21 protein-coding genes, 1 other RNA gene and 1 pseudogene are annotated in these 23,061 nt (G+C 38.1%); 6 read left to right on the top strand and 17 right to left on the bottom strand.

Going from position 1 to position 23,061, the window contains the following annotated elements; translation table 11 throughout:
- Positions 1-8: 8 nt before the first annotated feature.
- Both I2F17_RS05410 and mfd read right to left on the bottom strand, forming a co-directional pair.
- The gene (locus I2F17_RS05410; RefSeq protein ID WP_196422491.1) at positions 9-443 is read right to left on the bottom strand and encodes an HIT domain-containing protein; all 435 of its coding nucleotides are present in this window, start codon (positions 441-443) and stop codon (positions 9-11) included.
- A 144-nt stretch (positions 444-587) separates the two neighbouring features.
- Positions 588-4,037 carry a transcription-repair coupling factor gene (mfd, locus tag I2F17_RS05405; protein WP_211139312.1) on the bottom strand — a complete coding sequence of 1,150 codons (3,450 nt, stop codon included), beginning with the start codon at positions 4,035-4,037 and terminating at the stop codon, positions 588-590.
- 378 nt (positions 4,038-4,415) lie between these two features.
- Between mfd and rpsT the strand changes: the two genes are divergently transcribed.
- The gene (gene rpsT, locus I2F17_RS05400) at positions 4,416-4,685 is read left to right on the top strand and encodes a 30S ribosomal protein S20 (RefSeq protein ID WP_092747128.1); all 270 of its coding nucleotides are present in this window, start codon (positions 4,416-4,418) and stop codon (positions 4,683-4,685) included.
- A 36-nt stretch (positions 4,686-4,721) separates the two neighbouring features.
- Here the strand turns inward: rpsT and I2F17_RS05395 are convergent.
- Together I2F17_RS05395 and I2F17_RS05390 are read right to left on the bottom strand one after the other, a co-directional pair.
- Positions 4,722-5,436, bottom strand: a pseudogene (locus I2F17_RS05395) (histidine phosphatase family protein).
- Positions 5,437-5,480: 44 nt separating this feature from the next.
- Positions 5,481-6,329: a 3'(2'),5'-bisphosphate nucleotidase CysQ family protein gene (locus tag I2F17_RS05390; protein ID WP_211139274.1), complete on the bottom strand. Its 849-nt coding sequence runs from the start codon at positions 6,327-6,329 to the stop codon at positions 5,481-5,483.
- A gap of 139 nt (positions 6,330-6,468) precedes the next feature.
- Here I2F17_RS05390 and I2F17_RS05385 point away from each other — a divergent pair, with 139 nt between their 5' ends.
- The 4 genes from I2F17_RS05385 (at position 6,469) to I2F17_RS05370 (ending at position 9,326) form a co-directional block, all read left to right on the top strand.
- Entirely contained in the window at positions 6,469-7,134 is a 666-nt protein-coding gene (locus I2F17_RS05385) for an HAD hydrolase-like protein (protein WP_211139273.1), read from the top strand.
- Complete coding sequence (locus tag I2F17_RS05380; RefSeq protein WP_196422417.1) at positions 7,131-7,562, top strand: RNA-binding S4 domain-containing protein; 432 nt, start codon at positions 7,131-7,133, stop codon at positions 7,560-7,562. The genes I2F17_RS05385 and I2F17_RS05380 overlap by 4 nt, the downstream gene beginning before the upstream one ends.
- 144 nt (positions 7,563-7,706) lie before the next feature.
- A complete protein-coding gene (recA, locus tag I2F17_RS05375; RefSeq protein WP_211139272.1) occupies positions 7,707-8,744 on the top strand; it encodes a recombinase RecA in 1,038 nt (345 codons plus the stop codon).
- A gap of 69 nt (positions 8,745-8,813) precedes the next feature.
- The gene (locus I2F17_RS05370; RefSeq protein WP_196422419.1) at positions 8,814-9,326 is read left to right on the top strand and encodes a regulatory protein RecX; all 513 of its coding nucleotides are present in this window, start codon (positions 8,814-8,816) and stop codon (positions 9,324-9,326) included.
- Positions 9,327-9,342: 16 nt separating this feature from the next.
- Here I2F17_RS05370 and ffs read toward each other — a convergent pair.
- Positions 9,343-9,439: signal recognition particle sRNA small type (gene ffs / locus I2F17_RS05365), an RNA gene on the bottom strand.
- 213 nt (positions 9,440-9,652) lie between these two features.
- On the opposite strand from ffs, the gene I2F17_RS05360 reads away from it, so the two are divergent.
- Positions 9,653-10,570: a YbgF trimerization domain-containing protein gene (locus I2F17_RS05360; RefSeq protein WP_211139271.1), complete on the top strand. Its 918-nt coding sequence runs from the start codon at positions 9,653-9,655 to the stop codon at positions 10,568-10,570.
- A 55-nt stretch (positions 10,571-10,625) separates the two neighbouring features.
- Here I2F17_RS05360 and lpxA read toward each other — a convergent pair whose 3' ends face one another.
- From lpxA to rimO, 12 genes are all read right to left on the bottom strand, one after another.
- Complete coding sequence (lpxA, locus tag I2F17_RS05355; protein WP_196422421.1) at positions 10,626-11,414, bottom strand: acyl-ACP--UDP-N-acetylglucosamine O-acyltransferase; 789 nt, start codon at positions 11,412-11,414, stop codon at positions 10,626-10,628.
- 7 nt (positions 11,415-11,421) lie between these two features.
- On the bottom strand, positions 11,422-11,901 hold the full coding sequence (fabZ, locus tag I2F17_RS05350) for a 3-hydroxyacyl-ACP dehydratase FabZ (protein ID WP_196422422.1): 480 nt from the start codon (positions 11,899-11,901) through the stop codon (positions 11,422-11,424).
- Between the two features lies 1 nt (position 11,902).
- Positions 11,903-12,973 carry a UDP-3-O-(3-hydroxymyristoyl)glucosamine N-acyltransferase gene (lpxD, locus tag I2F17_RS05345; RefSeq protein WP_196422423.1) on the bottom strand — a complete coding sequence of 357 codons (1,071 nt, stop codon included), beginning with the start codon at positions 12,971-12,973 and terminating at the stop codon, positions 11,903-11,905.
- Positions 12,974-12,976: 3 nt separating this feature from the next.
- A complete protein-coding gene (locus tag I2F17_RS05340) occupies positions 12,977-13,465 on the bottom strand; it encodes an OmpH family outer membrane protein (protein WP_211139270.1) in 489 nt (162 codons plus the stop codon).
- Positions 13,466-13,503: 38 nt separating this feature from the next.
- Positions 13,504-15,933 carry an outer membrane protein assembly factor BamA gene (bamA, locus tag I2F17_RS05335; RefSeq protein ID WP_196422425.1) on the bottom strand — a complete coding sequence of 810 codons (2,430 nt, stop codon included), beginning with the start codon at positions 15,931-15,933 and terminating at the stop codon, positions 13,504-13,506.
- Between the two features lie 44 nt (positions 15,934-15,977).
- A complete protein-coding gene (gene rseP / locus I2F17_RS05330; protein ID WP_211139269.1) occupies positions 15,978-17,333 on the bottom strand; it encodes an RIP metalloprotease RseP in 1,356 nt (451 codons plus the stop codon).
- Between the two features lie 5 nt (positions 17,334-17,338).
- Entirely contained in the window at positions 17,339-18,535 is a 1,197-nt protein-coding gene (ispC, locus tag I2F17_RS05325) for a 1-deoxy-D-xylulose-5-phosphate reductoisomerase (protein ID WP_196422427.1), read from the bottom strand.
- Entirely contained in the window at positions 18,535-19,362 is an 828-nt protein-coding gene (locus I2F17_RS05320) for a phosphatidate cytidylyltransferase (protein WP_196422428.1), read from the bottom strand. Before I2F17_RS05320 ends, ispC begins: the two co-directional genes overlap by 1 nt.
- Positions 19,363-19,365: 3 nt before the next feature.
- Positions 19,366-20,115 (bottom strand): polyprenyl diphosphate synthase, encoded by a 750-nt coding sequence (uppS, locus tag I2F17_RS05315; RefSeq protein WP_211139268.1) that lies wholly within the window; start codon positions 20,113-20,115, stop codon positions 19,366-19,368.
- 6 nt (positions 20,116-20,121) lie between these two features.
- Positions 20,122-20,676 carry a ribosome recycling factor gene (frr, locus tag I2F17_RS05310; protein ID WP_196422430.1) on the bottom strand — a complete coding sequence of 185 codons (555 nt, stop codon included), beginning with the start codon at positions 20,674-20,676 and terminating at the stop codon, positions 20,122-20,124.
- 75 nt (positions 20,677-20,751) lie between these two features.
- Positions 20,752-21,480 carry a UMP kinase gene (gene pyrH / locus I2F17_RS05305; protein ID WP_196422431.1) on the bottom strand — a complete coding sequence of 243 codons (729 nt, stop codon included), beginning with the start codon at positions 21,478-21,480 and terminating at the stop codon, positions 20,752-20,754.
- Positions 21,481-21,510: 30 nt separating this feature from the next.
- Positions 21,511-22,857 carry a 30S ribosomal protein S12 methylthiotransferase RimO gene (rimO, locus tag I2F17_RS05300; protein WP_196422432.1) on the bottom strand — a complete coding sequence of 449 codons (1,347 nt, stop codon included), beginning with the start codon at positions 22,855-22,857 and terminating at the stop codon, positions 21,511-21,513.
- Positions 22,858-23,061: the final 204 nt, after the last annotated feature.

The following is a 23,061-nucleotide window of genomic DNA, read 5'->3' as shown; positions in this document are numbered from 1 at the left end:
ATTTTGAATTAATCCATACGCCAATCAAATGGCATATCACCTTGTCCGCGTAAGGCAAGCATCAGTGTTTGGCGCATATGTGATAATACATCACTACTGTAAGGTACAGCATTTAGCCCCCAAACAGGTTTTGGCCATGCTGTATCGTTTTGATAACGAACAACATGATGAAAATGTAGCTGAGGCACAAGATTTCCCAAAGCAGCAACATTCATTTTATCTGCACGAAATACTTTTGCCAGTTGGCTAGACAACCAACTCGATTCTCTTAAAAATTGTTCTTGATCTGCTTGGCTTAATTCATACAACTCGGTAATACCAGGCACTCTTGGCACAAGAATCAACCAAGGAAATTGCATATCGTTGACTAAACGACAGGTTGATAATGGAAAATCACCAACAAAAAAAGTATCTTGGGCTAACTGTGGATGTAAACTAAACATATCTTTATAGATCATGACAGTAGAAGTTGCTTCATACTACCATATAGATGCAATTGTGAATATCTAAGCACTCTATTTGTGACAAAATTTACCGCATAGAGTGCTGTCTTTAACAACAATTAAAATCAATAAAAGGCTCGGAGGCTATAAAAGCTGTGCCAATACCTCTTTAACAAATGCAATACGCTGTGCATAGTCCGTTAAATTTACAGATAATTTCAAACGCTGGCCACCCTCCATACGAAAATGATTGGGTTGCTTTTGCATCAATTGAATAATAGTGATTGCTTGTACAGGGGTCGTTGGTGAAAACTCTAAATACCCACCTTGAGCTGCAACATCAATTTTACTAATTTCTAATTGTTCAGCAGTTAAGCGAATTTCATGCACTGCAAATAGCTGTTTCACCGCATCAGGTAATACCCCAAAGCGATCAATGAGCTCCATACGAATGTGGTTCAACTTATCTGAAGTACTGGTATTACTAATCCGTTTATAAAATAAAAGGCGTTGATGTGCATCTCCTAAATAACTGTCTGGAATCAGTGCGGGTAAATGTAAATTGATCTCTGCGGTTAAATTCAACGGCGCATCAAAATTTGCAGTTTTACCTTTTTGCACAGCTTTAGTCGCTTTTTCCAACATTTCCATATACAAACTATAGCCAATGGTTTGCATAGAACCACTTTGCTTTTCACCAAGCAACTCACCTGCGCCCCTAATTTCCAAATCTTCAGTGGCAAGCATAAAACCTGCACCCAAATGTGTTGCACGTTGTATGGCATCTAAACGTTTTTCAGCATCGCCTTTTAATCCTTTAAGAGACGGAACCAAAAGATAAGCATAGGCTTGATGATGCGAACGACCAACACGGCCACGCAATTGATGAAGCTGTGCTAAACCCAGTTTATCTGCACGTTCGATAATGATTGTGTTGGCATTTGGTACGTCAATGCCTGTTTCAACAATTGTAGAACACACCAATACATTATGTTCTTTATGATAAAACTGCTGCATCACTTGCTCAAGCTCACGTTCACGCATTTGACCATGTGCAACCGCAACGCGTGCTTCAGGCACTAAACTTCGAATATTTTCTGCGGTGCGTTCAATGGTATCGACTTCATTATGTAAAAAGTAAACTTGACCACCACGTAATAACTCACGCAAAATTGCCTCTGTGACTGTGGCATTGGTTTGCTCTTGTACAAAAGTTTTTACAGCCAAGCGACGTGCAGGTGGTGTAGCAATAATAGATAAATTACGCATACCGCTAAAGGACATATTTAAAGTTCGTGGAATAGGCGTTGCTGTGAGCGTCAGCATATCGACATCTGCACGTAATGCTTTAATACGCTCTTTATCTCGAACACCAAAACGATGTTCTTCATCAACCACCATTAAACCTAAATTTTTAAATACGATTTGATCTTGTAAAATTTTATGTGTACCAATCACAATGTCCACTTGCCCATCTGCAAGATCTTGAATGGTTTTTTGATGGGTTTTATTTGAACCAAATCGAGAAAGTACTTCTATACGCACAGGCCAATCAGCAAAGCGATCTTTAAATGATTCATAATGTTGTTGTGCAAGTAACGTTGTTGGTACCAAAACTGCAACTTGTTTACCATTTTCAACCGCGACAAATGCTGCGCGCATTGCCACTTCTGTTTTACCAAAACCAACATCACCACATATCAAACGGTCCATAGGTTTTGCTTGCTGCATATCATGCAATGTCATTTCAATAGCATTGGCTTGATCTAATGTTTCTTCATATAAAAATGAATTTGCAAATAAAGGGTAAGACGTTTCATCCACTTTAAATGCAAAACTTGGTTTTGCTTGACGCCGTGCTTGCACATGCAATAGCTCAACCGCTACATCGTGTATTTGTTCTAGTGCTTTTCGTTTGGCTTTATTCCACGCATCTGTACCAAGTTTGTGTAGAGGTGCTAAATCAGGATCCCCTCCACTATATCGGCTAATAAGATGTAAATTCGATACAGGAACATACACTTTTGCCTCACCTGCATAATTTAACTGTAAAAACTCGTGCGCTTGATCATCAATCTCTAAAAACACTAATCCTGCATAACGTCCAACGCCGTAATCTATATGTACAATCGGTGAACCAATACTCAGCTCAGTCAAACTTTTAATTAAAAATTCTTCAGATATTTCTTGCTGTCTTTTCTTTCTACGCTGAATGACTCGATGTTCATAGAGTTGATTTTCAGAAATAACGACTAAACGTTGAGGTACATCTAAACCACGATCTAATGGTGCATTTGTGATGGCTAACGGTGTTTTAGCTTGAATAAAATCTGCATAAGAGCCAACCTGTTTTACTTCGCCTAAATGCGGACGTAATGCATCTTTTAATGACTCTCGGCGTCCCGCAGTTTCTGCAACAATAAGTACTTTCGCTGTTTGCGAGCGAATAAACTGACTTAGTTCCGCAAACGGCTGTTGTTTTTTAATATCTACAGCCAATTTTTGAGGTGGCTGAGTCGCTAAGTTGATTACACCTACTTTATCAGCCAATACCTGTTCAGACACTTCTATTCGGCGAAATGCATTCATCTTTTCAATCAGTTGATTTGGCTGTAGGAAAAGCTGTTCAGGTGCTAAAAGAGGTTGGTCTAAATTATGTCTACGATCTTCAAAACGTTTATAAGTTTCTTGCCAAAAATTTAATAAATCTTGATCAAGGCCATCATGTGTAACAATCACCGCATGATTGGGTAAATATGAAGACACATAGCCTTCAGCCAACATCGCTTCTTCAGTAAAAAATAAAGGAAAGTAAAATTCGATGCCCGGTGATGATATTCCATCCAAAATATCTTGATAAAATGGATTTTTTTTACTATTGGAACGAGGAAAACTTTGCGCATAACGGTCACGAAATATTGTTCTGCCTTCTTTGAGTGGAAACTCTTTTGCAGGCAAAATACTAAATTTCGTTAAATTTTCTGTTGTTCTTTGTGTTTCTGGATCAAAAAACCTTAAGGTTTCCACTTCATCATCAAATAAATCTATGCGAATAGGCTGTGTTTGACCCGAAGCATAAATATCCATAATACTGCCACGCACAGCAAACTCTCCGTGGTCATATACCGAATCAACCAAGTGATACCCTGCTTGAATTAACTGTTTTTTTTGTTTTTCTAAATCAAATTGATCCCCGACTTGAATATCAAAATGCTCTCCTAACAACCAAGAAGGTGGTGCAACACGCTGTGCAAATGTAGAAGCTGTAAGCAATAACACGCCACTGTTTGGCATATTTGATAAAATGGCTAAACGTTCAGAAACAATGTCTTGATGGGGTGATAAGCGATCATAGGGCAAAATTTCCCAATCTGGAAAAACAAATGCCTGTACCCCATAAAATGCCAGTTCACTTTCTAACTGTATAAGGTGTTGCGAATTTTTTGCAACCATCACAAAAAGTGATGGTTTTTTTGTGGTTAAAATTTCTTTGATCAATACGCTTATGGCGGAACCAGATACACCACCAATCCAACGTTTTTGTTTGTGTTTTAACTGATCTAAGTGAAGTGCTGAAATTTCTTTTTCAAAAATAAACATAGACTCAAGACATCATCTGTATTTTCATAAAGCGAGATATTAACATGTATCCAATGTCATTGTTATAGTCTCATCTCATACTAATGCCTAACTGAGACTATAAATTTTTCTCACACTTGAAGATCTATATCATTTATTTTTTAATATACTCAGTGTGACTAAAAAAAATACAATATGTCTAAATTTATTGGCTTTATAAACACATTTCAACATTTTCCTTACAACACACCGCTTCACTGACTGAATAAGGGTTGACTTCATCGCTGTGATTCATCACAATATCGCACTTGTTTACGGGCTGGCTAAGGGGAACTGTGTGGTTTCGGTTTTGTTTCAGCCCGCCCAGACCAATCTAATTCAAGGAGTGCAAGAGTGGCAAACTCTGCTCAGGCAAAAAAACGTGCGCGTCAAAACGTAAAAGCACGTAAACACAACGCAAGCTTGCGTTCAATGGTTCGTACTTACTTAAAACGTACGTTAAGTGCGATTGCTTCTGGTGACTATGCTGTTGCTACAGATGCTTACAAAAAAGCAGTTCCTGTAATCGACCGTATGGCTGACAAAGGCATTATCCATAAGAACAAAGCTGCTCGTCATAAGAGCCGCTTAAATGCACAAGTTAAAGCACTTGCTTCTAACTAATGCATAAGTAAAAAAGCCCCCTTCAAGGGGGCTTTTTTATATGGTATGAAAAATTTCTTGCGTTGAAATACGAGATATTTGACCACGCCAAAGCCACACCATCTCACTCTTTAAGAAATCTTGCCCTTCAAACCATACAAACATTCCTTCCATCATATGTGGCCACTCCGCCTGATCCAATACATTTACTTTTGCCAAATATGCATAAATCACAGCCAAAATTGTATCGTGCGTAACCACCAAATGTAGACCGTGACCTTGTTGAGTGAGTTGATACACTTTTGTCAAAATATCACACACACCTTGCCGAACAGTTTTCATACCAGCAACGCGTCCAGCTAAAAAAGCATTAATAAAACCCAATGCACCATATGCTTTAAAAGATGGTGAAGCTTGCTCAATGTCAACCACAAAACTTCCCGGCTCTACAAACAATGCACTACAGGCATGTTTTAAGCCTGCTGATGGGTTTTGTCCCGTACCAACCAACATGTGATGACTAGTGTCGACACAACGCTGTATAGGGCTTGTGGTGATGGTTTTAATTACAATGCCTTGCGTCGCCAAATACTCCCCCCCATGCTTGCGCTAAAACAATACCATCGGACGTTAGTTGTAAGTCGTAACCTGCTAAACCACGCCCCTGCACTACCTCTCGGAGAGAATGCCTAGTAATTAATACAACAGGAAGATGTTTTGGAAGCATTGAAATGGCTTCAATCATCTGTTCAGGGAGTTGTGATAAGCTCATATCACCCCACTTTTTTCATATTCATATAGCTAAATAAAGGCCTTTTACATCGCATTAAATGCATATTTTGCATACTCCATATGAGTAAAAGCAATAAAATCTCCGTTGAGCAATGTCTCTCTTTGATTGTAGGTAAAAGCGGTATGTTTATTAGACCACAAACCTCCACCAATACTTTCAAGCAAACATTGACCTGCACTGGTATCCCATTCACACGTTGGATGAAATCTTGGGTAAACATCAATCTGATGTTCCAACATTAAACAAAACTTATAAGCACTTCCTGCACGTACAAATTTCAATGGTTTAATTAGCGCCAGCTTGTCCAAAAAATGAGACATTTTCTTCGAATCACTGCGATGACTGACGCCCACAGAAATATGATCAATATTTATACTCGTGTTAACATCATGTTTATCATAAATCGACCATGTATGATCTAAAGTATGGTATTTAAATGGCATTTGACCTAAATAACCGATGTAAATACACTGTTTTTCTGGCACAGCAATCGCGGCAAAAGTAGTTTTACCTTGCTCCACCAAACTTAAATTAATTGTAAATTCAGGCCGTTTTGCTAAAAACTCTTTTGTACCATCGAGTGGATCTAATAACCAAAAACTATCCCATGTATGACGCTCATCAAACACCCCTTCTTCAGATAGAATTGGATATTGTTGACTCAATTGGTGTAATTGTTTCGATACATACTCATGTACATAAAAATCAGCCTGTGTAACTGCAGACTGGTCTGCCTTATGTTGAATTTTAAAGGTTTCGCTTTGCATTAAGAACTGTTGATATTGCTGTCGTAAAATATCAATCGCTCCAGACAAAGTGTTCACAATGTCATTCAACATTAAATCATTAGGTGGTATACAAGGTTTAAACATCATCTTAATTCTAATAAATAAGCTTAACTTACAATAGATTTTACTTGAAAAATAGCATGGATATGTATTAAAAACATCATGGCTTTTTTATCGTAAAGCATGCCATAATTTAGTGTGTTCTTTTAAATACGAGATAGAATTGAAACCAGTTTACATGTTTGATATGGATGGTACATTACTCGATCTTGCATACGATGATTTAATTTGGAATGTTAAAGTCCCTCAATCTTATATGAACACACACGATATTTGTGCTGATCAAACTTACGCATTTATTGATCAATGCTATCAACAACACCAACGTACACTCCGTTGGTATTCAACCCAATTTTGGTCACACACACTCAAATTGAATATTTTCGAGATATATAAACAATACGCAGAACATATTTGCACGCGGCCACATTGTATTGAGCTACTATCTCAACTCAAACAAAAAAATTATGAGTGTTGGCTTGTTACAAATGCAGATGTCAAAACATTAACTTTAAAACTTGAAAAAACACAAATAGCACCTTATTTTAAACATATTATTAGTAGTGAACAAATTGGCTATGCCAAAGAGGACATTAACTTTTGGCATACACTACACACTCGCTTTCCATTTTGCATACAAGATAGTGTATTTATCGATGATACCACTGCGGTATTACATCAAGCCCAACAGTTTGGCTTGAAAAATCTATGGAGTATTGCGCACCCCTCAAGCACAGGAAAAATAAAACCTTCGTGTGATTACCCTATGCTAGAGCAATTAACAGACCTTCTCAAATTCCTGCCAAACCCTGAAAAAGGAAGACGATGAAAAAATTAACTGAGCCTCACAATCATCCTATAGAACGCATGCGTATTGACAAATGGCTTTGGGCAGCACGGTTTTTTAAAACGCGTACCTTAGCGAAAACAGCAATTGAAGGTGGTAAAGTCCATCACCAATCAGAACGTGTTAAAGTTTCAAAAGAAGTTTACGTGGGCTTAGAACTGACGATTCAACAAGGATCGGACAAAAAAACAGTAATGATTCAAGCACTGTCCAATCAAAGAGGCCCTGCACCTGTAGCCCAACAGTTATATCAAGAAACACCTTTAAGCATTGCAAAAAGAGAATTACTCGCCTCTCAACGCAAACTTGATAACCTAGCAAAACCAGAACATAGACCCAATAAAAAAGATCGTCGCCAAATTCATAAATTCAAACAAAGTAATAATGATCAATGGACATATCAACCATAAAGCAGTACGACACAAATTGTCGCATCAAATCAAAATACTCTAGTCGAATGTTTATAAACCTGTCACTATAACGCTCGTGGAATCAAGATGTACTCAAACGTCCACTTGAGTTATCAATCATATTTATTATTTTGAGGTCTTCACATGGACGAAAATAAAGGCAAAGCCTTAAATGCAGCACTGGCACAAATAGAAAAACAATTTGGTAAAAACTCAGTGATGCGCTTAGGAAGTAATACCGTACAAGCTGTTGAGGCAATTTCTACAGGCTCTTTAATGTTGGATATTGCCCTTGGTATAGGCGGTCTACCTAAAGGGCGTATTGTCGAGATTTATGGTCCTGAGTCATCTGGTAAAACCACTATGACACTACAAGCCATTGCCGAATGCCAAAAAGCAGGCGGTACTTGTGCATTTATTGATGCAGAACATGCTTTAGATCCACAATATGCACGTAAATTAGGTGTAGATATTGACAACCTATTGGTTTCACAGCCAGATCATGGCGAACAAGCGTTAGAAATTGCTGATATGTTGGTTCGTTCTGGCGCAGTAGATATGATTGTAGTCGACTCGGTTGCTGCTTTGACGCCACGTGCAGAAATTGAAGGAGAAATGGGTGATTCTCATATGGGCTTACAAGCCCGCCTCATGAGCCAAGCGCTACGTAAAATTACAGGGAATGCAAAACGTTCAAACTGTATGGTGGTGTTTATTAACCAGATTCGTATGAAAATTGGTGTCATGTTTGGTAGCCCAGAAACTACTACAGGTGGTAATGCACTCAAATTTTACGCCTCTGTTCGTCTAGACATTCGTCGTGCGGGACAAGTTAAAGAAGGCGATGAAATTATTGGTTCAGAAACCAAAATTAAAGTGGTTAAAAACAAGATGGCTCCCCCATTTAGAGAAGCTTTATTTCAAATTTTATATGGCAAAGGAGTGAATCATTATGGTGAAATTGTTGACTTGGCCGTACAGCAAAATTTAGTGAAAAAAGCAGGTGCATGGTATTCGTATCAAGATGGTAAAATTGGTCAAGGTAAAAATAATGTTATACGCTATTTTGAAGAAAACCCACACGTCGCTGCGGAGCTTGAAGCTAAAATACGCAATGAACTATTAACTAAAGTCACTGTAACAGAAGAAGTAGAAGACGACTTACCCCCGTTAGATGAGTAAATCGTCTGCATCGTAAAGCCGAGCATTTATGCTCGGCTTTTCACATGAATATCACCAATTTGACGCACTATGTATAAAACCAAACGCTACATTTCAAAAGATTCTCATTCTGAAAAACCCCAACTAACTGGTTCAAAGTTGAGATCTTATGCATATGCTTTACTTGCACGTAAAGAATACTCTAAGGCCGAACTCACACAAAAGTTACAGCAGTACGCACAAGATCTAGATGAGGTGCATACAATTATTGAACAAATGATTGAGTACAACTATCAAAATGATGAAAGATACGCTCAACAAATGTTTCGTAGCCAGCTCATCAAAGGACAAGGACCTCAACGTATTAAGCATAAAATTCAGCAAAAATCAGTAGATGTACAGTTTATTGAAGAACAGCTTGAATCAACCAATTGGCTTGCCGAAGCATATAAATTAAAAGTTAGAAAATTTGGTGAAGAAGTTGCTACAGACCCAAAAATGAAGGCAAAACAAATTAGATTTTTACAATATAGGGGTTATAGCTTAGATATTATTTTTAAAGTGATTGAAATGAAAATAACTGATGAAATTGATGAAGCTTAAAAAAAAATGGAGGCGACCCTACTAGCAAAAACTCGGCACATTGTACATCTGCTACCGTTGCTACCTTCCGGTCCTGGCGGGGTTCACAGGGTACAATTGCGAGACAACCAGTAGGATCACCATCACAACGACAAGTATAGAGATTTTTTTCAACCATACAAGTCAAAAATTAGTTTTTTCATGCAAATACGGTGTGTTTGATTACTAATAAATCACTTAAAGGCATATACCCCAATAAAAAAAATGCTTACACTATGAATGCTTGCTATCTTCCATATGACATCCATATGGTCATAAAAAGGGAAATTTTTAACTAGGTCTGTTTTATGCAATTATCAACATACACATATGCTTTGATCGCACTATTTAGCTGTTCTATATCTTACGCAGCTATACCCATAGAAAATATGTCTTTAAGTCAAGACAGTACCGCATCAGTTTCACCAACTACAATAAAAAGCAATGCCACCTCTTCAGAAGAAAGTACAGCTCCTGTAAATATGAATTGGCAACTCATGCAAAAAAGCGAAAAGCTAGAAGAAGAAGTTCGTCGCTTACGTGGGACGCTTGAAGAACATGAAAACACCATACAACAATTAAAGAAAGATTTAGAAAATCACTATGCCGATCTAGATCAACGACTACAGTTATTACAACAAAAACTTGATGAGCAACAAACACCTCAAAGTGTTTCATCGTCTTCTACAACAGCACCAGTCAATGCAACACCAACCAATCCCGCAACAACTCATGAAGAAAAAACGAACACACCTGCACCTGCTGCGACTAAAGCACCGAGTCCCAACAAAGTAGTTGCAACACCCGCCCCTTCAACAAACACAACGACAGAACAACAAAAAACAGATTTAACCGAAAAAGAAGCATATACACTTGCTCTAGAGGCATATAAACAAGGCGGTGCAAAACAAGCCATTGCACCAATGCAAGAGTTTATTAAACACTATCCGAAGAGTATTTATATTGGCAATGCTCACTTTTGGTTGGCAGAATTTAATCTTGCCGTTACACCTGCCAATTACACTGCTGCAAAAAAGAATTATGAAATTGTTGCCAAACAACATGCTGAGTCAGACAAAGCACCTCGTGCCTTATATCAGCTTTATAGTATAGTTAAAGAAGTGGAACATAATTCAACAGCTGCACTCACATACAAACAACTCATTTTAAGTAAGTATCCAAAATCAAAAGAAGCGGGTTACTTTAAAACTGCATCAAAGAGTTAGCTAAAAATAAAAAAGACGAGTGAAATCACTCGTCTTTTTTTACTGCCATGTATTATTAACGCACGATACCTCGTTTAGATTGCTCTAAAGAGTGAATTAACAATTGAGCTTCTGGCACATTTGGTAAAATATCTGATCGAATACGTTCAATTGCCTGCACCGTAGTCAAACTTTCTTTATAAATTAACTTAAAGGCTTGGCGTAACCCATTAATTGTTTCTCTTGACCATCCTCGACGTTTCATACCTTCGATATTTAAACCAAAAGCATGTGCAGGATTGCCCGATGCCATAACACATGACGGCACATCTTTAAGAATTAAAGATGCTCCCCCCACCATACTGTAGGAATCAATTTTACAAAATTGATGTACACCCGAGTTACCACCAATGACGACATGGTTGCCGATCTGAACATGGCCTGCAATGCCCACATTATTTGCAAAAATATTATGATCGCCAATCTGACAGTCATGTGCAATATGTGTATTGACCATCAGTAAGTTATGACTACCGATTTTCGTTAATGCATGATCTTGCACCGTACCACGGTGTAAACTTGAATGTTCACGAATGATATTATGATCACCAATCTCAAGCCACGTTTCTTCACCATTGTATTTCAAGTCTTGGCAAACTTCACCAATACTTGCAAATTGGAAGATTTGGTTATTTTGACCAATACGTGTGTAGCCTGCAACAACAACATGTGAATGTAGCGTTGTTCCGGATGCGATTGAGACCTCTGGACCAATGATACAATACGGACCAATTGAAACGTCTTGAGCAATAACTGCAGATGGATCAATAATCGCTGTGGAATGAATATTTGCCGTATTTCTCATGCCTACTCTATAATTTTTGATGGGAGATAATAATTTCTGCCGTTGTCGCGATAACTCCATCAACAGAGGCAGTACACTGGTATTTATAAATACCACGTTTTTGCATAATCAGTTCAGATTTTAAAACTAACTGATCACCCGCGACCACTTGCTTTTTAAAACGGATTTTTTCAGCACCCGCAAATAAAAATAAAGAACCTGGCGTGGGTTTAACATCATTCATCACGAAACCCAAAATGCCAGATACTTGTGCAAGTGCTTCAATAATCAGTACACCAGGCATAATTGGATATTCTGGAAAATGTCCTTGTAGGAATTCTTCATTGATTGAAACGTTTTTATAACCCACAATTGCATTATCTGTAATTTCAACAACACGATCCACCAATAAAAATGGATAGCGGTGAGGTAGATATTCACGAATTTGCTGAATACTCATTGGCAATTCGGGTTTATTTTGATTTGTTTTTTCTGACTCTGTGACCATATTACTTACGCATCTTTAAAGTGGATTCAATTGACTCTATTTGAGTCTGTATATGATCTAGCCGTTTGACAAGTTTGGTCAATGGCACATCTGCTAATTGTCTTAGACCTACAACCATTTTTCGCCACTGCTTACTTTCAAAAGAACCTGTACCTGATGAATGTACACCTGGATCTAAAATATTTTTTGTGACCATTGACATTCCTGTCAGTGTCACATTATCTGTGATTTTAAGATGTCCACTGATCCCACATGCACCAGCAAGAACACAATTTTTGCCAATGACAGTACTTCCTGCAATACCTGTATTGGCCGCAATTGCAGTATTTTCTCCGATGTGAACATTATGAGCAATTTGCACAAGATTATCTATCACCACACCATCTGCTAAAATCGTGTCATCTAGAGCACCACGATCGATACTACAATTTGACCCAATACGAACATGGTTTCCTATTTTTACTGAACCTAATTGTGCAATTCGATGCCATTTACCTTGATATGGTGCAAAGCCAAATCCTTCACCGCCAATCACTGTATTTGCATGAATACGAACGTGGTTTCCTATTTTGGAAAAACCTGTAATGGTTGCATGTGAATCAATAAAACAGTTTTTACCAATTTCAACTCCACGGTCTATTTTCACGTGTGATTGAATGCGAGTACCATCACCAATGACACAGTTTTCGCCAATCACGGCATAATGTCCAATATAGGCTGTGTCTGCAATCACGGCCGATGAATGGATTTTTGCCGTATCTTCAATCCCCAAACGAGTATCTTTGATTTCAAAAGCATGTGTTAATTGAGCAAAAGCAAGATATGGATTATCTACAATAATAAATTGTTTAAATTGAGGTAATTCCTGTTGCAAATCAGAGGTGATAATTAGTATTCCAGCATTAGATACGCTTGCTTGCGACAAATATTTATGCCCATTTACAAAAGAAATTTGACTTTCATTTGCCGCATCAAGACTTGCTAAGCCTGTTACAATAAAATCTTCTTGGCCAGATAACTCACCTTTTACAAGATGAGCTATGTCTAAGAGCTTGTAGTGTTGTTGATTCATAGATTATTTAGCTACGTTTACTTTTTGTAGCATTTTATCAGTTAAATCACTATTATTGTCATATGCTAATGCAGCATTTTTATTCAAAACCACATCTAAATTATTTTCTTTACGTAATTGTTCAGCAGCTTGTTGAACTCGAGCGGTAAAAATTTGACTTGTCGTTTGAGATGCAGCTTGCACGCGTTGTTGAATGCTTTGCTCAAGACCATTAATTTCTTTCACTTTAGCTTCATACTGTACTTTAAGTTGTTGCACTTCAGCAGGTTTTGCATTGGCTGCTTTTTCTTGTAGTGCTTGAATCTCTTGGTTCAGCTGTTCTGCACGAGTTGCACTTGGTTTTACACTTTGTTGTAAAGAATCATTTTGTTGCTTTAAATACGTACTGCTTTCAACAATACGTTGCATATCAACTACGCCATATCCTGCAGCGTGAGAAAGTGTTGCAAAGCTAGAACCTAAAACAAATAAAGTTGTTGCAATTTTTTTCATAAGAAAACCTTCTAATATTTCATTTAAAGTAGTCGTACTTAGAAAGTACGACCGATTTGGAATTGAATAGATTGTGTGTCATCACCGTCTTTTTTGTTCAACGGGTATGCATAACTAATTGAAAGCGGTCCAATCATGGTATTCCATGTTAAACCAACACCTGCGCTGTAACGCAAGTTAGACAAATCAAAACCGTAGGTATCTTTACAGTGTTGTTTACCAGCCACTGGAACTGTTGTGGTTCCATCATTAAAGTCGGAGATATTTTTACATTCGGTATCAAAGACTTGTCCACCTTCGAAAAACAATGCAGGTCTCACATTTCTTGCCCAGTCGCCTTTAGACGGTACAGGTAAAATAATTTCACCACCAAACTGGACTAAGGCATTACCACCAATAGGATCTTTATTAGAGTCTACTTGATTTTTTGCGCTGTAGTACTCGCCAGGATATCTTGGGCCAAGAGTATTGTCTTCATAGCCACGTACAGATCCCCAACCACCTGCATAGAAATTTTTCCAAAATGGTAGGTCATGACCATAACCAACTTTACCATAGCCACGCAATCCAAACCCTTTACCAATTGGGAAGAATACTTGACCACTATAAGTCAATTTTTCGTAACTTGCATCACTGCCAGGTAAAGCCACTTCTAGATTGACCGAATGTAATTGCCCAGATGTTGGAAACATTGGGCGGTCTAAAGTATTAAATGCCCAACCTAGATTTGCTAAGTAGTTTAAGTAAGATCCCTTATAGGTAGGTACATCTCCTGAAACTGTCGTACCATCATGATTTCTTAAGTAAGCACCGTAGGCCACTGAACCATAAATATCTGTGGTGATTTTGGTATTTTCAATACCTAAAGAACCACTAATACTTTGATTCTCATCAATTGGGTATGACAAGCTTGCACTTGCACCCAATGCTTTAGAGTAGTAATCACTGACATGATAGTCTTCATATGGCTTAGTTTCACGATAATAGACGTTATAACCTGCACTAATGCCATCAATGGTAAAATACGGATCGGTCACCGACAAATTATAATTTGTTGAATACGACGAACGTGTAAAATCAAAAGCCACGCTATTTCCCGTACCCAAGAAATTGGTTTGACTAATACCCGCTTGATACGTAACACCACCACTTTGTGAGTAACCAATTGCCAATGTACTTGTACCTGAGTGTTGTTCTTCCACATTAACATCAAGATCTACTTGATCGGGAACACTCTGAATACGAGAAACCTTCATATCTACAGTTTTGAAATATCCCGTACGTTGTAAGCGAACTTTTGACAAGTCGATTTTTTCATTACTTGCTAAAGCACCTTCCATTTGACGCATTTCACGACGCAATACTGTATCTTCAGTTTTAGTATTGCCAGTAAAGTTAATACGACGAATCGTCACTTGTTGCCCTGGGTTAATAAAATAAACCACATTGACAATTTTTTTATCATTATCGATTTGAGGAACAGCATTCACCTGTGCAAAATAATAACCTGCATTACCATATTTTCTTAACAGAAGATTTTTAACTGCATCAATTTTTTCTTGTGAATATACGTCACCATCTTTATAGATCTGTAAAGTTTTCAATTCTTCAGGTTTATAGAGTGTATCACCTAGAAACTTGGTACTTCCTACTTTAAATTGTTGACCTTCACTGACAGAAAGGTTAATAAAAATTTTATTTTTATCTTCACTAATGTTTAAGTCAGATGAGTTGACTTCAAAATTTACATAACCATTATTTAGGTAAAGTGCACGCATTGCATCGAGGCTTGTTGCCATTTTCTCTCGAGCAAAGGCATCATTACGTGTTAAAATAGAGTACCAACGTGCTTCTTTTAGCGCAAAGACTTGTTTAATATCTTCATCACTAAAAACTTTATTACCCACTAAATTCACTTCAATAACTTTTGAAGATTTACCTTCTACAAAGTTGACTGTCACATCTACACGATTATTTGGGCGAGCTGTCGTTTCAACTTTAACGGTTGCATTGTAACGACCTTGTTGTGTGTACTGTTGTTCAAGCTCTGTTTCAACCGTTTGAAGTAAAGCAGGTTTAAGCACTTCGCCTTCAGCCACTCCCATTTTTTTAAGGCCGTCTTGTAAAGCCTCTTTAGGAATCAATTTATTACCTTTAAATTCCACTTTGGCAATAATTGGTCGCTCAGCGACTTTTAACAGTAATGTTCCATCTGGCTGTTGAGATGCCTTAATATCATCAAACATTCCTGTATCGTATAAGGTATGAATTGCGCTATTGAGTATGGCATCATTGACACGATCACCACTCTTAATTGGCAACATACTCGATACATTGGCTGGTGTTAAACGAACTAAACCATCAAATTTTATATTTTGTGCAATAAAGTCATCAGCTGCATAAGCTTGTTGTACTGCTGCCATTGCACTAACGAGCGCAAGCGGCATAAAAAGATGTGTGTGACGCATGCCTATTTTTTCCACTAAGTTGAATATTGTGTAAGCCTTGTTTTTTATAAACGCATAAAATCATTAAATAAAGCAAGGATCATCATGCTACCGAGCAGTACCATACCGACTTTTAAGCCAAATAGCTGTATTTGTTCTGAAACAGGTTTCCCCCGAATCGCTTCAATCAAGTAGTACAATAAATGTCCACCATCAAGCATAGGAATAGGTAGTAAATTTAAAATACCCAAACTCACGCTCATCAAAGCCATAAACGAAATAAATGTCTGCCACCCCATTTCAGCACTTTGCCCTGCTACTTTAGCAATAGTAATTGGCCCTGACAAATTATCTAAACCAATCAAGCCCCGAACCATTTTAACAATCGAGTTTAACATCATGCCAGAAATATCATAGGTTTTATGAACTGCTCGGCCTAATGCCTCTATAGGAGAATACTGTATTGTTTGCTTATAGTCATCTGGAATCACTATTTTACTGTTATTACTTTGAACTCCAAGCACACCTGTCACATTTCCCATATCATCACGATGACCTTGTGGCATGACTTGTAAATGCACCTTTTGTTCTTGCCGAAGTACTTCTATGTTTAACATTTTTTCAGGTGATTTTCTAACAATATCAACAACATCAAACCAATCAGGTGTGGAAGTACCATCGATCGAAACCACGCGGTCGCCTACTTGCATGCCTTGACGAATTGCAGCACCGTTATCACTTAACTTTTGTACAATAGGTTCAATTTTTGGACGGTATGGTAAAAATCCTAAATTATCAAAAACAGATTTTTTCTGATCGTTCAAAAAGTGATCTATAGGTAAGCTAAAGTTTTTAATTTGACCTTGATGTTCTGCTTGAATATCTATATTTCCTGTTTCACCAACACGACGAACTAAAGCAAAATTTACAGCTTCCCATGTAGATACAGCTTGACCATCTATGGCAATAATTTTATCGCCAACTTGCAACCCAGAATGTGCTGCTGATGTATCGGTGATAACTTTACCCACACGAGTATTTAACTGCTCTTGCGTTGGTAAAAATAAAATCCAAAATAACACTACAGCTAAAACCAAGTTAATGATGGGTCCTGCTGCAACAATGGCTATTCTTTTCCAGACGGATTGCCGATTAAACGCATAAGGTAAATCTTCAGCTTTCACATTACCTTCACGTTCATCTAACATTTTTACATAACCACCAAGGGGTAATGCAGAAAGTTGGTATTGAATACCTGTTTTTTTAGACGTCCATTTAAACAAAGTTGGTCCAAAGCCAATCGAATAAACTAAAACTTTTACACCCAGTTTTCTTGCAGTGTAATAATGTCCAAACTCATGAATAGCAACCAATGGCCCAAGTAATAACGCAGCAGCGGCAATCATAAAAAGTATATTCATTTTATTTATTGCCCCTTGCGTTGAATGTATGTATTTGCAGTACGCCGAGCCAATATATCATGACTCAAAATAACCTCTAGATCATTTGCAGCAACATTGCTAGTTGCATTAAGTACATAATCTATCACTTTAGAAATATCTGTAAACTTTATTTTTTCATTTAAAAAAGCATCTACCGCAATTTCATTTGCTGCATTTAGTATGGTTGGCATAACACCCCCTTCCTTGATCGCTTCTCTTGCCAATTGCAGCGCAGGAAATCTTTGAGTATCAGGTGGTTGAAAATCTAGCTGATGATTTACAAATAAATCAAGTGCAGGTACAGGCGTATGAATCCGCTGAGGCCATGCCAATGCATGCGCAATCGGCGTACACATATCAGGATTACCCATCTGTGCTAAAGTTGAACCATCTATATATTGCACCATAGAATGAATAATACTTTGAGGATGCACAACCACAGTCACATAAGATTCACAAATATTAAATAAATGACATGCCTCTATGAGCTCTAGTCCTTTATTCATAAGTGTTGCAGAATCTACAGAAATTTTTCGCCCCATAGACCAATTAGGATGCTTACAGGCTTGAGCAGGTGTCACTTTAATTAGTTCATCGGCAGGCGTATGTAAAAATGGGCCACCTGATGCTGTTAATAGAACTTGAGAAATACCTTGTTTTAAAGGAGTACTGTTTTTTGAAATATTATAATCATGTGGTAGGCACTGAAATATCGCATTGTGTTCTGAATCTACAGGAAGTAATAGTGCATTATTTTTTTGCGCTTCTTGCATCATGATGTCACCTGACATCACCAAAGCTTCTTTGTTTGCCAACAAAACTCGTTTTCCTGCTCTGACTGCAGCAAGTGTTGGTAACAATCCGGCCGCACCCACAATGGCTGCCATCACCACATCTACATCTGCATGCGAAGATACATGCACTAAACCCTGTTCATCCGTTAAAATCTCTATATTAGATAAACCGTGTTGCTGTAATTTTTGCCAAGTCTCTTGTTGTTTATTTTGAGGAACAACAACCACTTTAGGTCGGTGTTCTATACAGATTTCAATCAGTTTATCTATACGGTGATAGCCAGTCACAGCAAAAACAGCATAATGCTCTGCATGCTGTGCCAAAACTTTGAGTGTACTGTCACCAATAGAACCTGTTGCACCCAAAATACATACGTTTTGTCGCATTATAGTTCAACACCAATCAGTTTTAATAAATAAATACCTGCTGCAAAGACAGGAGCTGCTGTCAATAATGAATCTATGCGGTCCAATATTCCACCATGCCCGGGCAATAAGCACCCCGAGTCTTTTACGCCAGCACGACGTTTTAACATCGATTCAATTAAGTCACCTAAAACTGAGGCCAACACTGTAAGTAACGATAAAATTAAAAATGCGCCGTGTTGTAATAAATTAAAATTCAAATATACGCTTTGTACAGCAATCACAATCATTGCAGAGATTGCCACACCACCATACAACCCTTCTAGCGTTTTTTTAGGACTCACATGAGGTACCATGGCTTTTTTACCGAATTTTCGCCCGACAAAATATGCACCGCTGTCTGCCGCCCATACCAGCAAAAACAAATACATTAACCACCAAGCAGAAATTAACCATACAGAAAAGATGGCTGTAATTGCTGCAGTAATCAGTACTGCCCCAACAAGGGTTAAACCTTTGTTGTACCATGCATCATACTGAGGGTAGTTTTTTATACAATAGGCACTAAAGATCGCCACAAAAATTGCCCCACCCCAAAGTAGTAATGCTAAATCTTTAAAGTATAATGTCACTACTGACGCAATAAAAATGATCACAGCATACACTTTAGAGGCTGTGCTTGACACTTGCGCCCCTTCAGATGTTGGCATGAGTTTATACCACTCATCACCTGCAAGCGTTGCCACAACAACCATCAATATAAGCATTGGGTAATGAGACGGCGTGGCAAACATACAACTCAAAACAACAACCACTAAAACCAATGCGGTTTTTATCCGCTCAAACATGTATTAATTCTCAATTTTATCTTGTTGGATTTGCTCAGAGGTTTTACCAAAACGGCGTTCGCGCTCTGCAAATACCTTAAATGCATTTTCAAGTTCTTGTACAGAAAACTCAGGCCACAGTGATTTTGTAAAATACAACTCAGCATAAGCCAATTGCCAGAGTAAAAAGTTAGATATACGATAGTCACCGCCTGTACGAATCAGTAAATCTACAGGAGGCAAATCACCTAAACAAACGTATTGGTTAAACAGTCCAGCATTAATATCTGTCACTGAAATTTTGCCATCTACTGCATCTTGCGCAATCTGACGTGCACTGTTTGCAATATCCCACTGTCCACCATAACCTACTGCAATAGTCAGTGTCATTTTATGAAAATGTACTGTTCGTTGCTCTGTATCTGCAATCAGTGTTTTTAAATGTGGGGGTAATTTTGTTTGATCACCAATAAATCTTAAGGCAATTTCAAATTCAATCATTCGTGGAATTTGCTCAAGAATGGCCTGTTCTAATAGCCACATGAGTAAATCAACTTCAGCTTGAGGACGATTCCAATTTTCACTAGAAAAAGCAAATACCGTGAGTGCTTTCACTCCAACCTTACGACAATGTTCGACTACAGGATCTAAAATCAGTTTTCCTTGTCGATGCCCCTCGCCTTTTGGTAAATTCCTTTTTTTAGCAAAACGATTGTTGCCATCCATAATGATGGCAACATGTTGAGGAGGACAAATATCTTCAACGATCGTCATAGTCAGTTAAACCTTCAGGAGTTCAGCTTCTTTTGCAGCAAGACGCTTATCTACTTCAGCAACATATTTATCTGTAATTTTTTGAATGTCATCACTTGCACGACGCTCATCATCTTCTGAGATTTCTTTTTCTTTTTGTAATGTTTTAATATCACCAAGTACATCACGGCGAATGTTACGAATGGCAACTTTTGCATTTTCCGCTTCGTTACGAGCAACTTTTTGCATGTCACGACGCGTTTGTTCAGTCAATGCAGGTAGCGGTACACGAATACTGTCTGCTGAAATAGGGTTTAAACCTAAATCGCTTTCACGAATCGCTTTATCAATGACAGTGACCATTTGACGTTCAAATGGTTGTACTAATAACGTTCTTGAATCTTCAACACCGACGTTTGCTACTTGGTTTAAAGGAACATCTGAACCATAGTAAGAGACCATCACACCATTTAAAATGGATGGGTGTGCACGACCAGTACGAACCTTTGCAAAACCTTGCTCTAAAGATTCAATAGATTTTTGCATGCGCTGTTCGCTGTCTTTTTTTAGATCGTTAATCATATGATCTTCCTAAATAATTAAAAGAGTTAAAACTAAAATTGTGGTTAGTATAAAGAGCTTTGTCACTCACGTATATCACTTCGTGACGTGAGTTCCCTCTTTTTCACCCATCACTACAGATAAAAGCGCACCTGATTTATTCATATCAAACACATGTAATTGCGCATCATGGTCACGGCACAAACAAATTGCGGTTAAATCCATCACACCTAGTTTACCATCCAAGACTTGATCAAATGTCAAATGGTCATACTTAACCGCATCGTCATATTTGCTTGGATCTTTGTTATATACGCCATCTACCTTTGTGGCTTTTAAGATCAAATCAGCTTCAATTTCTATACCACGTAGACAAGCGGCAGTGTCTGTCGTGAAAAATGGATTACCTGTACCTGCGACAAAAACACATACTTCACCCGCATTTAAGTGACGAATTGCATCACGACTTGAGTATGGTTCAACCACTGTACCAATCGATAATGCAGACATTAAACGTGTTTTAATGTTTCGACGTACCAATGCATCACGCAATGCTAAGCCATTCATGACAGTGGCCAACATTCCCATTTGGTCACCGGTTACACGACCAACCAGTCCATCTTTCTGCAACTGACTACCACGGTATAAGTTACCACCACCGACCACAATACCAACTTGTACACCTAAACCGACCAAGTGAGCAATAGAAAGTGACATTTGGTCAAGTACTTGAGCATCAATACCCATATCACGATTACCAGACAAAGCCTCACCTGATAATTTAAGTAAAATTCTTGAATAACGTGGGCTATTTGGATCTGCCATAATTTTCTCTCAAATAAATATATTGTCGATTTAAGCTGTTTTTACATCAATCAGTTTAGCAAACAAGTCGTATTCATCAGCATCGGTGATTTCAACCACCAAGACATCGCCCGCTTTAATGGTTGATTTATCAATATCTTCAACAAAAACATTACCGTCAATTTCTGGTGCATCTGCATAAGAACGTGCAATTGCTACAGGAAATTCGTCTTCTAAACCGTCTACGAGTACGGTCATAGTTTGACCAATACGTTGTTGTAATTTCGCCGCAGAGATTTTTTGTTGTACTTGCATAAAACGCTCATAACGCGCTTGTTTGATGTCTTCAGGAACATGATCAGGAAGATCATTTGCTGTAGCACCTTCAACAGGTGAATATGTAAAACACCCGACACGATCAAGCTGTGCTTCTTCAAGCCAATCTAAAAGCATCTGAAAATCCGCTTCCGTTTCACCCGGAAAACCGACCACAAATGTGGATCGAATCACTAATTCTGGACACTTCTCACGCCACACCTTTAAACGCTCTAGTGTATTTTCACTATGCGCAGGACGTTTCATCAGTTTTAAAATACGAGGACTTGCATGCTGAAAAGGAATATCTAAATACGGTAAAATTTTACCCTGTGCCATCAAATCAATCACAGCATCTACGTGTGGATATGGGTATACATAGTGTAGTCGCACCCAAATACCCAATTGGCCTAGAGCCTCACACATATCATAAAATTTGGTTTTTACGGGCTGACCATTCCAAAACTCAAGTTTATATTTAGTGTCTAAACCATACGCTGAAGTATCTTGAGAAATCACTAAAACTTCTTTAACACCTGCACGCTTCAATGCTGCTGCTTCGTCAAGTACAGAGCTAACAGGACGAGAGACTAAATCACCTCGCATGCTCGGAATAATACAAAATGTACAGCGATGATTACAGCCTTCAGAGATTTTTAAATATGCATAATGTTTTGGTGTTAAGCGCACCCCTTGTTCTGGAACCAGATCAATGAAAGGATCATGCTTTTTCGGTGGTGCAGGTACATACTGATGTACTGCCTCCATGACGTCTTGGTAAGCCGCCGCGCCTGTAACTTTTAAAACGTTTGGATGCATTTGACGAATTTTGTCTTCATCTTTACCCAAACACCCTGTCACAATTACACGGCCATTTTCACTTATTGCTTCACCAATGGCATCTAAAGACTCTTGTACCGCAGATTCGATAAAACCACAGGTATTCACAACAACTAAATCAGCACCATCATAATCTGACGCAACTTGATAACCCTCTATACGTAATTGGGTTAAAATACGCTCAGAATCAACCAATGCCTTAGGACAACCTAAAGAAACAAAACCGACTTTGGGGGACTTCATGGAACTCAGCACTCTACTAGAATGCTGGGTATTGTATGACTTTTCAGGGCATAAGCATAGATTTAAAATATCCAGATTGTAAATTGCACCAAAAGAAAAACATTCATTGGCAATAAAAAATAATGCACCATGACTGTGCAAAACAACAAATAAGTCCTATATTAACGGCTCTACTCATCTGTACAATTTAAACAATAGACCATA

Origin of the sequence: Acinetobacter baretiae, from assembly GCF_015627105.1 — a bacterium.
GTDB lineage: Bacteria > Pseudomonadota > Gammaproteobacteria > Pseudomonadales > Moraxellaceae > Acinetobacter > Acinetobacter baretiae.
The sequence above is the reverse complement of the archived record's forward strand: the minus strand, read 5'-3'. Positions and strand labels throughout refer to the sequence as shown.